General features: G+C 56.5%; 11 protein-coding genes, 1 tRNA gene and 1 pseudogene. 11 read left to right on the forward strand and 2 right to left on the reverse strand.

Translation table 11 applies throughout. The annotated features are described in order from the left end of the window. The 5 genes from QLG07_RS18500 to QLG07_RS18520 form a co-directional block, all read left to right on the forward strand. Positions 1-1,118, forward strand: a 1,118-nt coding sequence (locus QLG07_RS18500; RefSeq protein WP_282469854.1) for a VENN motif pre-toxin domain-containing protein, incomplete at its 5' end; no start/stop codon positions are given. 9 nt (positions 1,119-1,127) lie between these two features. Then, complete coding sequence (locus QLG07_RS18505; protein WP_282469855.1) at positions 1,128-1,475, forward strand: immunity 8 family protein; 348 nt, start codon at positions 1,128-1,130, stop codon at positions 1,473-1,475. Positions 1,476-1,928: 453 nt separating this feature from the next. Continuing rightward, positions 1,929-2,537 (forward strand): adhesin, encoded by a 609-nt coding sequence (locus QLG07_RS18510; RefSeq protein WP_282469856.1) that lies wholly within the window; start codon positions 1,929-1,931, stop codon positions 2,535-2,537. Continuing rightward, positions 2,534-2,791: a hypothetical protein gene (locus QLG07_RS18515; RefSeq protein WP_282469857.1), complete on the forward strand. Its 258-nt coding sequence runs from the start codon at positions 2,534-2,536 to the stop codon at positions 2,789-2,791. Before QLG07_RS18510 ends, QLG07_RS18515 begins: the two co-directional genes overlap by 4 nt. Before the next feature lie 125 nt (positions 2,792-2,916). Beyond that, positions 2,917-3,702 carry a hypothetical protein gene (locus QLG07_RS18520; protein ID WP_282469858.1) on the forward strand — a complete coding sequence of 262 codons (786 nt, stop codon included), beginning with the start codon at positions 2,917-2,919 and terminating at the stop codon, positions 3,700-3,702. A gap of 263 nt (positions 3,703-3,965) precedes the next feature. On the opposite strand, the pseudogene QLG07_RS18525 reads toward QLG07_RS18520, so the two are convergent. After that, positions 3,966-4,229 (reverse strand): annotated as a pseudogene (locus QLG07_RS18525) (SymE family type I addiction module toxin); the annotation flags it as partial. A 607-nt stretch (positions 4,230-4,836) separates the two neighbouring features. Between QLG07_RS18525 and QLG07_RS18530 the strand changes: the two are divergent. Continuing rightward, positions 4,837-4,912: transfer RNA gene (locus QLG07_RS18530), tRNA-Asn, on the forward strand. 166 nt (positions 4,913-5,078) lie between these two features. On the opposite strand, the gene QLG07_RS18535 is transcribed toward QLG07_RS18530, so the two are convergent. Continuing rightward, the gene (locus QLG07_RS18535) at positions 5,079-6,119 is read right to left on the reverse strand and encodes a LacI family DNA-binding transcriptional regulator (protein WP_191149649.1); all 1,041 of its coding nucleotides are present in this window, start codon (positions 6,117-6,119) and stop codon (positions 5,079-5,081) included. Between the two features lie 232 nt (positions 6,120-6,351). Here QLG07_RS18535 and QLG07_RS18540 point away from each other — a divergent pair, with 232 nt between their 5' ends. From QLG07_RS18540 to pyk, 5 genes are all read left to right on the forward strand, one after another. Continuing rightward, complete coding sequence (locus tag QLG07_RS18540) at positions 6,352-7,380, forward strand: ABC transporter substrate-binding protein (RefSeq protein ID WP_048918276.1); 1,029 nt, start codon at positions 6,352-6,354, stop codon at positions 7,378-7,380. 14 nt (positions 7,381-7,394) lie between these two features. Beyond that, complete coding sequence (locus tag QLG07_RS18545; RefSeq protein WP_282469859.1) at positions 7,395-9,626, forward strand: iron ABC transporter permease; 2,232 nt, start codon at positions 7,395-7,397, stop codon at positions 9,624-9,626. Then, positions 9,623-10,684 carry an ABC transporter ATP-binding protein gene (locus tag QLG07_RS18550; protein ID WP_282469860.1) on the forward strand — a complete coding sequence of 354 codons (1,062 nt, stop codon included), beginning with the start codon at positions 9,623-9,625 and terminating at the stop codon, positions 10,682-10,684. The genes QLG07_RS18545 and QLG07_RS18550 overlap by 4 nt, the downstream gene beginning before the upstream one ends. A gap of 23 nt (positions 10,685-10,707) precedes the next feature. Next, positions 10,708-11,496, forward strand: coding sequence for an inositol monophosphatase family protein (locus QLG07_RS18555; RefSeq protein WP_282469861.1), 789 nt, complete (start codon positions 10,708-10,710; stop codon positions 11,494-11,496). 188 nt (positions 11,497-11,684) lie between these two features. Further along, the gene (pyk, locus tag QLG07_RS18560) at positions 11,685-13,127 is read left to right on the forward strand and encodes a pyruvate kinase (protein ID WP_282469862.1); all 1,443 of its coding nucleotides are present in this window, start codon (positions 11,685-11,687) and stop codon (positions 13,125-13,127) included. Positions 13,128-13,134: the final 7 nt, after the last annotated feature.

Below are 13,134 nucleotides of genomic sequence, written 5' to 3' on the forward strand. Positions count from 1 at the left end.
TGGGCGCGGTAACGGCGCAGCTGAACAACCAGTCGGCCGTGGCCGGCGGGCTGGGTGCCGGCGGCGGCGAACTGGCGGCGCGCTACATCGCCGGGCAGCTGTTCCCGGGTAAAACCGCAGAGCAGCTGAGCGAAAGCGAGAAACAGCAGGTCAGCGCGCTGAGCCAGCTGGCCGCAGGACTTGCAGGCGGCCTGGCAACGGGCGATACTGGCGGTGCTGTGACGGCCGCCCAGGCGGGTAAGAATGCTGTTGAGAATAACTCGCTGGCCGGGGACAAAGCGCGGGAGTCAGTTAAACAAAGCGCAGAATGGTGGAAAACTCAGGTCAGGAATAAGCTTGGGGAGAATATTGCGTCCCAGCTCGTCAATGGCTTGATTAATGCCAGCAGTGAAACCAGTGACTTCGTGATGCTCGGTGGTGATACCGCATTCGATTTGACAGCAGCACTGGCGACCTGTGCAACCGGAGGCAGTTACTGCGGTCAGGCCCAAAGTGATTTAGCGAAAAAAGATGCAGGAGCGGCAGCCACACTGACTGCCATCATGAATGGCGATGCGTGGGAGGGGATTAAATCCACAACCATCAAAGCGGCCAATGGCGATCAGAAGGCACTGGAGAGTTTCGCGGGAGTATTATCAGGCGCTTTAGTTTCAGCGAAGGTTCTTCCTTCTGGAGGATCATCGGCAAACGTTGTTGGTAAGTCTGAATCAGCAGCAAATGCAGGTAAGGCGACCAGTGGCGCGGAAAATGCTGCGACTTATCCGAAGCTGAAAGATGATCTGGTTCAGCAAAATCTGAATAATATTGCGAAGCAGGATCCAAGACTGGCCGCAGTAGTTCAGGGTGACAATGGCAAACTGAATTATGGTGTGGGTTCCAGTACTAAAGCAGAAGCCGACCGATTAGGTAAAATCTGGGTAGGCGATGGTGCCAGGCTTACAAGTGATGCTAGTGGATTGATGAGTGCAGACAAAACTCGTGTGTACCGATTCCCAGCGTCAAAAGATAATAGTTCACATGCGACAACCGGTACCCAAGCTAATTTTGAAACATATAAAATAAATCCTGTAACAGGGGATAAAACGAAAATTGGTAACGGTCATCTGGATATAAATTAGGACATAAACATGAACGCTATTTTAAAAAATATTTCAAATGATGATTATGAGCTGAATAAATTTCACCCGGAAGATGAAAGCTCTTTCTCGATTCGGTTACTGCTGCGCATAGGAGCTGAAAATAGCCTTGGTGCCGATAACTTCGATCTTCATGTCTGCACCCCCGAATGGCTCTGTAAGCATCAGTGGTTGCCGGAATTGATGCGTCACACGCTTTTGGTACGTAAATATGATTTAGATGAGATCACCAAAACCATCACCGATTATATCGACCAGTGCGAAGGCAGTGACTGGATGGAGATAGCACAGAAGCTTTCCCGCGTTTTTGCTTGGGAATTTGAAGACTATCAGCCATAAACGACAAATCCCGCCCTCAATCGGCGGGATTTTTTAAACTCATAGCAGGGCACTTTAAATTTTTATTTTCTGATTTTATTAAAAAATAAAAAAGGAAACCCGACAGTTAATCTCTTAACCGTCTGAGTCTCCTGACTGTCAGCCTGCACCATCGCAGGCTTACGGAGGGCACTAGACAAAATTTAGATTATGTGTAGCTTGTTGTTCAAAACTGCGCATAATCCCCAAGAGTTATGTTGAATAACTGCAGGCTATCTATCCAGTGTGTTCTTCGCCGGGCGGTAGCATGTCTGGATGAAAAGGTGTACCGGGGCAAAAGTTGCCGGGCCTGAAGTACAGCAGGGAAAAACGGTTGTAACTTACGGAAGGCGCAGGGAAAAACCAGGTGCATCGCAGCAAGCTGCGTCGGAAAGAGTTGTTGTAGAGAATAATCATCTGAGCCCTGGTACGGGGATGAGCAGCTACGGTGCTGCGGTGCAATCGTGGGGTCAGTATGCGGTGAATAATAATCTGACACCTGAGCAGACTCAGGCCGGATTAAATAAGCTGGCGAAAGGAGATATGCCTGAAGGTGCAAACATCCCGAAAGCGATTATTGATGCTTATACCGATGGGGTACTGGCAGCGGGCGCGCTGTATCTCGGCCCGGCAGCGACAGCAGCGAAGGTGACCATGGGAGCATTAATAGCGGGGATAGCTAACGGGACTTATCAGTGGTTTGATCTGAGCCAGCCGGGAAATGAAAATAAAGCGTATGACTATCTGGGAACAGGAGCGGCAGCAGTGATGGGCGGTCTGGCACCGGGGCGTGGCGTGTGGCAGAACGTCGGGATAGCGTCAGGTGGCGCGATGTTTACGGATGGAGCGAATGCCGGGGCTGTTGGTGGCGCTGCTGTCGGTGGTGTAATAGGTGGTGGAATTGGTAAGTACGCACCAGATTTACTTGATCCTGTTTTCGGATCCTCTGCTGGTTTTTGGTCTGATATTGGTAGTTCTTACGTATCTGAAGCTACAAGCAGTGCCGTTAAAGATGCTATCAATAAAAGGGAGCCGAGTAAGTGAAGAAAAAACCAACAGTGGCACTTCTGCTATTAAGTATCTTATATGGCTCAGCTATGTTCTTTATTCTGGGAATAGTATTGAGGTTAATTATTAACTTTATTTATTTAAAGTATATTTCCCTAGAAGAGCAGGATATTTTTAAAATAGGATCGATGAGTTTGATTGCTGGCACTGCAGGTGGAATTGGTTCTTGGATTTTCGCCAAAATAGACGAGCGTAAAGCTCGCAAATCACCGCCATCCGGTCATGAGTAATCACCGAATCCCAGCCCTTACCGGCTGGGATTATTGTTGAGAATAACTATCTGAGTGAGAAAGAGTCACGCCAGCTGGATAAGGAACTCTCTGCCTGTAAATCCTCGGGGAGTGATTGCAAGCCGGTGATTGAGAAATATCTCGAAATCAGTAATAAAAACAGCAAAGAGCTGTCAGAAGCCTGTACCGGTGGCGGTGTTACCTGCGTGACCTGGGAAGAACTAGTCCAGGCGGATACCAACGTAGCGCTGGATGAAAATAAACATCAGATAAGGCTGAGTGATAAGTTGAAAGATCCGGACGCCGCTGCGTTAGTGAAATATCTTAACGGCTCGGATCTTAAATTCCTGAAGGATAATATCACCACCGGTGATCGGGTTATGGATGTGGTAATGACCCCAACTTCCTGGCCGGTAGCGATAATGGGGGGGAAGGCAATTATTACTAATGCCGTGAATAACACCAAAGAACAGCTTATTGCGGTGGGGGTTGGTGCTGGTATAGGAGCTGGTATTCAATATGGTACAACTGGAAAAGTAAGCCTTTCAGACCTGATAGGCTCTGGTGTGATTGGGGCGATTACCGCAGGTAAAGGATACAATCCAACGATGGCATGGAATGCTGCAGGTGGCTATTATCAGGCTGAAATTAGCGATGATAATCCGTTTACAGGGGCGTTACTGAGTAAGGCAGGGGCTTCAGCGGGTTATGCAGTAGGTAACGTTATCAAAGTGCCATTTGATAAAAAACTAAATCCAATATCAAAGCAGTACGAGTGGATTCCAACAGGCGTCTGGACAATAACTAAACCAGCACAACAACATCCATTACCATCAATAGTAGGTAATATCGGTGATTCTGCCGTATCTGGTATGGTTCAAGATAAGCTGAAAGATAGCGGAGGAAAATGATGAAAGATAGTACTAAATCATTACTTAACCTTTTGTATTTATGCTTTTCTTTAAGCATGGCTTTGTTTATTTTGACAATATCTGGACGATTATTAGGTGCTTGGTTATCTTGGGATATGAATAATAATTTTCCGTTCTCATTAAATGATTTTCTTGTCTGTCTAAAACTAACCTGGATGGGGCCACCTGCCGGTTTTATTTTTTGGTATTTTTATTATCGCTGAGTTTTTGATGAATCCCGCCCTCATCAGGCGGGATCTTCCCTATTTCAGCTCCCGTGCATGATACCCGCTGTTGCGCGTAAACTTCGGCACGTCACAGGTATTGTGTAACGCTCCCGGGAATTCCTTCAGCCACTGCGCCACCTTCCTGCGGTTAATCGGCACAACGCTTAAGCCCTCGATGCAGCCCCACAGCTCGCGGGTGTCCTGGGTGGTAATCACAATGCAGTCGGGCATCACCCGGATCTTAATCGGCATCCCCTGTATAAATCCCGCCTGTTCCAGCCACTCACCGCGTAAAAACAGCCCGTGATGCATAGCGCTGCTGTGAAACTCACAGCGGTGGGTCGGTTGCGGAACTTCAGTTGTGCGTGGTTCTGACTTACAATCTCGCTTAGCCATGATAACTACCTTGTATAGTTGCTGTGGTCAGCGGGCTGTCGGTGCTTGAACACCTTCAGTCCGCGCTTAGTGACTCTTTGTTGTTCTGTCTCTCTGCCTGCCCTGCTCTGTTAACTACTGTACAAATATACTCCTGAATTTCTGCAAGATCGCTGAAAATGCTGAAAATAACTGCGGCGCGCCTTCCATTTTTTGATGAAAATTTAATGTATTAAGCGTGATTCATTTTTGCAAAAAAGACCGCTTTCATACTGATGAATACGCAGTAAACTTCAAGCTGGATAACAGAAGCTACCCGCAGGACAGCGACCGCAATAATGCGAAACAGTAAATAGTTTGGAATAGACGTCGAAAAATCCACCTATAGCCAGGCACAGCGATTGCTCGCTGAGCACCAGTGGTACGGCGGATAATAATCTTCTGACCAACATGGCAGGCAGCATGCTATCTGAGGATATTTAACGTTGACACACCTCCCTGCCATGATTACTATGCGCCCCGTTCACACGATTCCTCTGTAGTTCAGTCGGTAGAACGGCGGACTGTTAATCCGTATGTCACTGGTTCGAGTCCAGTCAGAGGAGCCAAATTTGAAAAGCCCGCTCAGGATACCTGAGCGGGTTTTTTGTTTTCAGCAGGAGTTGTTTATAACGCAAAGCCAAAATGTTCGGGCGTTTCGAGGTAACAGACATTTGCTTGCATGACTTTGCGAGCATGAGCGCAAAGCGCTTAAAAATAAGCGTCGCCATCACCCTAACCCCCGCGCACCGTCCCTCTCCAGATAAAATCAGCATGATAGAGCCGCGTTTCGCCGGGCATCTCCAGCCCCGGGGGGGGAGGTAACTCCCCTTCCTTCTGCTCTTCGGCAATCAGCCACTGCACCGCGTCACGGGCGAACTGCTCGACCGGCTGTGCGAAGGTGGTGAGATGATAGGAGGACCAGGCAGCCTGCGGAATATCGTCGTAGCCCGCCACGCAGAGATCCTCGGGGATGCGCAGGGAAAAGCGGTGGCGCGCCTCATCCATAAAGCCGCAGGCCAGCAGATCGGTGACGCAGAACACCGCATCCGGGCGCTCGCGCCGGGTCAACAGGCGATGTGCGAGGATCTGCCCACTCTCATAGGAGGTGGTGCCGAAGCGCTCAACGCTGACGCTCAGCCCGGCCGCTTGCGCCGCCTGTAAATATCCGCGCTCGCGCGCCATCAGGCTGGGGGTGCCCGCCAGCGAGTTGGCAAAGGCCAGCTTGTTACAGCCCGCCCGGGCAAACGCCATCACCACCCGGCTGGCGGCCTCTTCATTATCCAGATTGATACTGAGCGATCCGGGCAGCGCGTCGTTGCGGTTGATCAGCACCAGCCGCTGGCCGTGCTTGTGGCACAGGCGGGCAATGGCGCTTTCCGGCATTCCGGAGAGGACAAAAGAAGCATCGGCGCGGTAATTAATCGCCTGCTGCAGCGCCTGGGAGACGCTGTCATCCGAACGATCGGTGTTGATCAGCATGGCGATTTTGCCCGCTTCCTGCAGGTGCTGCGTCACCAGCCGCACCAGGCTGGCGCGGTATGGCGTGGCCAGTTCGGAGACAATCAGGCAGACAATGCCGCTGCGGTTGCGCACCAGCCCGCGCGCCAGATGATTGACGTGATAACCCAGCGTTTCCGCCGCCGCCATCACCCGCTTGCGCGTTGCCGCCGACACGCTGGCCCCCGGCGTAAAGGTGCGCGACACCGCCGAACGGGATACCCCGGCCAGCTCCGCCACGTCCTGCGCACTGACTACCGACTTCTCAACCGCCATATCTTTTCCGCCTGATAACTGTACGCCAGAGAGTCTGTCGCACTTTGCAAGGCTGTGCAAATAAATTTGTTAGACAATTGTTTCATTTTTGTGACACAGCCATGGAGTTGCGTATCAGCGCGATTGACAGCGCAATTATTAATCATTATTCCTTTGCACACACGTGCAAAAACCGCGTGAATAAAAACCTGGCGACAACGTATCGCTACCCTACACAACCAAGGAGAACACCATGCATCGCGTCACTCTGATGGCCGCTATTGCTGCCGCTACCACGCTCTCTGCCCTGCCCGCCTGTGCCGCCGGAAAGCTGAATATGATCTGCTCCGCGGATGTCGTGGTTTGTGAGCAAATGACCAACCTGTTTGAAAAACAGCACCCGGATATCAAGGTCAGCATGGTGCGCCTCTCCGCTGGCGAAGCCTATGCCCGCATTCGCACTGAAGCCCGCAACCCGCGTACCGATATCTGGTGGGCAGGCACCGGCGACCCGCACATGCAGGCGGCGGATGAGGGCTTAACCCAGGTGTACAAATCTCCGCTGCTTGACCAGCAGCAGGACTGGGCACGCAAGCAGGCCGAAAGCGCCGGATATCGCACCATCGGCGTGTATGCCGGAGCGCTTGGCTGGGGCTACAACACGAAACTGGTCGCGGATAAGAAATTAAAAGCCCCGGCCTGCTGGGCCGATCTGCTCGACCCGTCGTACAAGGGCGAAATCCAGATGGCAAACCCGAACTCGTCCGGCACCGCCTATAACACCCTCGCCACCCTGGTGCAGATCATGGGCGAAGAGAAAGCCTTCGACTACCTGAAAAAGCTTAACGCCAATATCTCCCAGTACACCAAATCCGGCTCGGCCCCGGTGAAAGCCGCGGCGCGTGGCGAAACCACCATCGGCATCGTGTTTATGCATGACGCGGTGGCGATGCAGGTCGATGGCTTCCCGATCAAGGCCGTGGCACCGTGCGAAGGCACCGGCTATGAGATTGGCTCGATGTCGATTGTGAAAGGCGCCCGCAACCTCGCCAGTGCCAAAGTGTGGTACGACTGGGCGCTGAGCGCGGAAGCGCAGTCGCATATGAAAGATGCCAAATCCTTCCAGCTGCCATCGAATAAAAACGCCGCCATCTCCGAATATGCGCCGCGCTTTGAGAACATCAAGCTGATCGATTACGACTTCAAAACCTACGGCGACTCGGCAAAACGCAAAGCGCTGCTCAGCCGCTGGGATAAAGAGATCGGCGCCAGCGCCCAATAACTGTCGAGGTGAAGATGAATGCTCAAAACCGCCGCCTCGACGGGGCTTTACTGCTGGGCGCCCTGGCAATTCTGCTGCTGCCCTGGTACAGCCTCGAAGCCGGATTCTTCGACTTCGGCTGGCTGACCACGCTGTGGCAGGAGGGCGAAAGCGCGCCGGCGCTGTGGCAAATCGCGCTATTCGGCCGCCCGTGGCTGGCCGTGGCTGTGTTGATGCTGGTGCTGTGCGCGCTGGGCCGCCTGCTGCACATCGGTACGCTGCGCTCGGGCGTGCTGCTGGGGGCCAGCGCGGCCGGCGTGCTGTTCCTGCTGTTTGAGGGTCACGCCATCGGCTACAGCGGCTGGAACTGGCAGTGGAGCGAGCAGCTATTCGGCGCGCTGAGCGACGGCCAGCCGGCGTTTGGCGCCGGGGCGATCCTGCTGCTGACCACTTTCCTGCTGCTGTTCTCCTTTGCGCTGGCCGAGCGCGGCGTGCTGAAGGGCGATGCCTTTGTCGTTGCGGCCATTGTGCTGCTGGTGGCGCTGGTCACTACCTTCGTGCTCTACCCGGTGCTGAGCATGTTTGTCGCCTCGGTACAGGATACAGACGGCTCGTTTAAACCCGACGGCATGATCGCTAATATTCAGGATCCGGCGATCTGGAGTCTGGGCTGCTTGAGCGGCGGCAGCTGCGGCACCGCATGGCGCACGCTGTGGCTGGCGCTAATGACCGCCAGCGGATCCACGCTGCTGGGGCTGGCGTTTGCGCTGGCCGCGACGCGCACGCCGCTGCCGTTCAAAAAGGGGCTGCGCCTGCTGACCGTGCTGCCGATCATCACGCCGCCGTTTGTGATTGGCCTGGCGCTGATGCTGCTGTTTGGCCGCGCCGGAGTGGTTACCGAGCTGCTCTCCTCGCTGTTCGGCATTGAACCCGGCCGCTGGCTGTATGGCCTGACCGGGATCTGGATTGCGCAGGTGCTCTCGTTTACGCCTATCGCCTTCCTGGTGCTGATCGGCGTGGTCGAGGGCGTCAGCCCGTCGCTGGAGGAAGCGTCGCAGACCCTGCGCGCCAACCGCTGGCGCACCTTCCGCTCGGTGTCGCTACCGCTGATGGCACCGGGGCTGGCAAACGCATTTCTCATCAGCTTTATCGAGAGCATGGCGGACTTCGGCAACCCAATGGTGCTGGGCGGCAGTCACGGCGTGCTGTCGACGGAGATCTTCTTCTCGGTGGTCGGCGCGCAGAATGACCCGAGCCGCGCGGCGGTGCTGGCGATTATCCTGCTGTGCTTCACCCTCAGCGCCTTTATCCTGCAGCGCCTGTGGCTGGCGGGGAAAAACTTCGCCACCGTCACCGGCAAAGGCGATTCCGGCCAGCACTGCGGGCTGCCGCGCGCGCTGCGCTACGGGGTTTATGCGCTGGTGATCCCGTGGGGCCTGTTCACGCTGGCTATCTACGGCATGATTTTAATTGGCGGCTTTGTGCAGTCGTGGGGTCTGGACAGCAGCCTGACGCTGGCGCACTACGCCCGTGCCTTCGGCTTCCACTGGAATGAAGGGCAGATTGTCTGGACCGGCGTGGCGTGGAACTCGTTCTGGACCACGATGGAAATCTCGCTGATCGCCGCCCCGCTCACGGCAATAGTTGGCCTGCTGACCGCGTGGCTGATCGTGCGGCAGAAGTTTGCCGGGCGCCAGACCTTCGAGTTTATGCTGATGCTGAGCTTTGCCATTCCCGGCACGGTGATCGGGGTCAGCTACATCATGGCCTACAATCTGCCGCCGCTGGAGATCACCGGCACGGCACTGATCCTCGTCGCCTGCTTTGTGTTCCGCAATATGCCGGTTGGCGTGCGCGGCGGAATTGCCGCCATGAGCCAGCTGGACCGCAGCCTGGATGAAGCTTCACTGACGCTCGGTGCCAGCAGCTTCCGCACCCTGCGCAAGGTGATCCTGCCGCTGCTGAAGCCGGCGATCAGCGCCGCGCTGGTGTATGCCTTCGTGCGCGCTATCACCTCGATCAGCGCGGTGATCTTCCTCGTCAGCGCCCAGTACAACATGGCCACCTCCTATATTGTCGGGCTGGTGGAAAATGGGGAATACGGCGTGGCTATCGCTTACTCCTCGGTGCTTATCGTGGTGATGCTGGCGGTGATCCTCACCTTCCAGCTGCTGGTCGGTGAACGCCGCCTGCGCCGCACTAATCGCGTGGCCACGGCGCCTGTCGCCGTGGTTCCAGCCACTTTATCTCAGGAGAGTGCCGTATGACCGCCATCAAAACCGGTTCCGTGGTGTTTGAAAACGTCAGTAAACAGTTTGCCGGCTTTACCGCCCTGCCCGACCTGTCGCTCACCGTCGAGCCGGGCACGCTGGTGACGCTGCTCGGCCCCAGCGGCTGCGGCAAAACCACTACCCTGCGCCTGCTGGCCGGGCTGGAGCACCCGACGTCCGGGCGCATCCTGATCGGCGGCAAGGATGTCACCCATCTGCCCGCCAACGAGCGCGATGTGGCGATGGTATTTCAGTCCTATGCGCTGTTCCCGCATATGAACGCGCTGGATAACGTGATGTACGGCCTCAGCGCCAGCGGCTTGAGTCGTAAGGAGGCGCAGGACCGGGCGCGTGAGGGGCTAAAGCTGGTCGGGCTGGAGACCATGGGCCAGCGCCTGCCTGCCGAACTCTCGGGCGGGCAGCAGCAGCGTATTGCCGTGGCGCGCGCGCTGGTACTGGAACCGCAGGTGCTGCTGCTTGACGAGCCGTTATCTAACCTGGATGAACGCCTGCGCCGCCGCGTGCGCACTGAGATCCTCGATCTGCAGCAGCGCCTCGGCTTTACCGCCGTGTACGTCACGCACGATCAGGAGGAAGCGCTGGCGGTCTCCGATAAGATAATTGTCATGAAAGAGGGGCATATTGCCCAGCAGGGCGCACCGCAGGCGCTGTACCACTCCCCTGCCTCGGTGTTTATCGCCGATTTTATGGGCGAGGCAAATATCCTGCCCTGCGCCGTAGAGCGGGTGGAAGGCGGCGAAGCGCTGATCGTTCTCGGCAGTCGCACTTACCGCGTGCCCGGCATGCAGGCGCGACCAGGGGCAGCACAGCTGTCGGTGCGGCCAAAGTTTATTACGCTGCACGCCGACCAGCCCGGTGCGCTGAACGGGGAAGTGACCCACAGCACCTGGCTGGGCGATCACATCGAATATGAAGTGCAGACCGAGCTTGGCGCGCTGTTTGTTATCGATGTGCAGATGGAGCGCCAGCTGGCGCCCGCCACAGCGGTATCCGTAGATTTTAAACCTCAGGGGCTGGCGCTGATTGCGCAGTAATCCCGCTTTGATAAGGAATGACCATGAGTGACGAGATTTTGCAGCGCCTGGCGCTGGCCGAGCAGGTCGCGCGCCAGGCCGGGGTAAAAGCGCTGGACTATTTTAACCGCCGCGACAGCCTGGTGATAGAAACCAAGCGGGACGCGCAGGACGTGGTGTCAATAGCCGACCGCGAGGTGGAGCTGCTGATCCGCGAGCAGACCGCAGAGCAGTTCCCGCAGGACGGGTTTCTCGGCGAGGAGTATGGCCTGCTGCCCGGCAGCTCCGGCTACAGCTGGGTGGTTGACCCGATTGACGGCACCAGCCCTTTTGTTAACGGCATGCCGAACTGGTGCGTATCGGTGGCGGTGATCTATCAGGGTGAGCCGGTAATCGGCGTGATTATGGCCCCGTGCCAGCAGGAGTGCTTTGTCTCGGCACGCGGCCAGGGCGCGGCCCTGAACGGCAGGCCGCTGAAGGTCGACCCGGCGCGCACCATGCAGAATCACGTTACCGGCTTTGGCGCTAACAGCTACGTTACGCCGCAGCGCGTCGGCGAGATTGTCGCTGCCATTACCGCCGTCGGTGGCAACTTCTTCCGCAACGGTTCCGGCGCGATGATGCTGGCCTATGTCGCCGCCGGGCGCCTGGTGGGCTATTACGAACCTTATATGCATGCCTGGGACTGCCTGGCGGGCTACTGCCTGGTGAGCGAGGCAGGCGGCTGGGTACATCCGTTTAACACCGACGGTGAAAACCTGCTGTGCGGCGGCCCGGTGCTGGCGGTAGCCCCCGGCGCCAAAGAGGATTTACTGCGCATCGCCCAGCTGTAATCATCACGCGGGCGGGCCGAAAAGAGGGTCCGCCCCTGCATCAAACTCTCTGCGTAATGCACTTCGCGTAAAAGAAATGCCACCGTTCTCCACTATATTGATCTGCGTCCGTACACTAAGCAGCATTAAATAAAACAATTGTCTCACTCTGCTTCTTTTTCAACGTGAATGTTAATAAGGACGTGATCATGTCTGACGTATTAAGACGCACCAAAATTGTTGCCACCCTGGGGCCGGCAACCGACCGCGATAACAACTTAGAAAAAATCATCAAGGCCGGGGCGAATGTGGTCCGGCTCAACTTCTCCCACGGCGCCGCCGCCGACCATATTGCCCGGGCGCAGCGCGTGCGCGACGTGGCGCAGCGTCTTGGTCGCCAGGTGGCGATCCTCGGCGATTTGCAGGGGCCGAAAATCCGCGTATCGACTTTCAAAGAGGGCAAGGCGCTGCTGACGGCCGGCGAGCCGTTTATTCTGGATGCCTGGCTGGAAAAGGGGCTGGGTGACAATCAGCGCGTAGGCATTGATTACAAAGCGCTGCCGGAGGATGTGCTGCCGGGCGATATTCTGCTGCTCGACGATGGCCGCATCCAGCTGCGCGTAGTGAGCATTGCCGGGGCCGCCATCCACACCGTTGTCACTGTGGGCGGCGTGCTGTCAAATAATAAAGGCGTCAACAAGCTCGGCGGCGGACTGTCTGCGGAGGCGCTAACCGAAAAAGATAAGGCGGATATTGTGACCGCCGCTGCGATGAACGTCGACTATCTTGCTGTCTCCTTCCCGCGCAACGGTGAAGACCTGCGCTACGCGCGCAGGCTGGCGCAGGAAGCGGGCTGCCGCGCGCTGATTGTGGCAAAGGTTGAGCGCGCAGAAGTGGTAGCCACGCCGGAGAGCATGGACGACATGATCCTCGCCTCCGATGTGATCATGGTGGCGCGTGGCGATCTCGGCGTAGAGATTGGCGATGCTGCGCTGGTGGCGGTGCAAAAGCGCCTGATTGCCCGCTCGCGCCAGCTCAACCGCGTGGTGATCACCGCCACGCAGATGATGGAGTCGATGATCACCAATCCGCTGCCGACCCGCGCCGAAGTGATGGACGTGGCAAATGCGGTACTTGACGGCACCGATGCGGTGATGCTCTCTGCCGAAACCGCCGCCGGCAGCTTCCCGGCCGAAGCGGTCGCCGCCATGCACGGCGTCTGCCTGGGGGCGGAACGTGTGCCGAGCGTCACGGTGTCGAAGCATCGCCTTGAGGTGCAGTTCGATAACATTGAAGAGATGACGGCGATGTCGGCAATGTATGCCGCCAACCATCTGACCGGGGTAAAAGCGGTGATCGCCATGACCGAATCCGGGCGCACCGCGCGCATGATGTCGCGCATTACCTCACGCCTGCCGATTTTCGCCCTCTCCCGCCATCAGTCCACGCTTAACCTCACCACGCTGTACCGCGGGGTGACGCCGGTGCTGTTTAACGGCCATGCGGAGGGCGTGCAGTCGGCGCAGGATGCCATCGCGGTGCTGCGGGAAGCGGGTTATCTCAGTTCGGGGGATCTGGTGGTGCTGTCGCAGGGGGACAGCGTGGGGCTGATTGGCAGCGCGAATACCTGCCGGATTTGTATCGTCGATTAGCGCAAAA

Origin of the sequence: Erwinia sp. V90_4 (genome assembly GCF_029967685.1) — a bacterium.
Taxonomy (GTDB): Bacteria; Pseudomonadota; Gammaproteobacteria; order Enterobacterales; family Enterobacteriaceae; genus Erwinia; species Erwinia aphidicola.

Excerpts from the sequence above, each read along its gene's own strand:
- pyk (WP_282469862.1), top strand. The coding sequence starts at position 11,685 with ATGTCTGACGTATTAAGACGCACCAAAATTGTTGCCACCCTGGGGCCG.
- QLG07_RS18505 (WP_282469855.1), top strand. The coding sequence starts at position 1,128 with ATGAACGCTATTTTAAAAAATATTTCAAATGATGATTATGAGCTGAAT.
- QLG07_RS18550 (WP_282469860.1), top strand. The coding sequence starts at position 9,623 with ATGACCGCCATCAAAACCGGTTCCGTGGTGTTTGAAAACGTCAGTAAA.
- QLG07_RS18545 (WP_282469859.1), top strand. The coding sequence starts at position 7,395 with ATGAATGCTCAAAACCGCCGCCTCGACGGGGCTTTACTGCTGGGCGCC.
- QLG07_RS18535 (WP_191149649.1), bottom strand. The coding sequence starts at position 6,119 with ATGGCGGTTGAGAAGTCGGTAGTCAGTGCGCAGGACGTGGCGGAGCTG.
- QLG07_RS18510 (WP_282469856.1), top strand. The coding sequence starts at position 1,929 with ATGAGCAGCTACGGTGCTGCGGTGCAATCGTGGGGTCAGTATGCGGTG.
- QLG07_RS18540 (WP_048918276.1), top strand. The coding sequence starts at position 6,352 with ATGCATCGCGTCACTCTGATGGCCGCTATTGCTGCCGCTACCACGCTC.
- QLG07_RS18555 (WP_282469861.1), top strand. The coding sequence starts at position 10,708 with ATGAGTGACGAGATTTTGCAGCGCCTGGCGCTGGCCGAGCAGGTCGCG.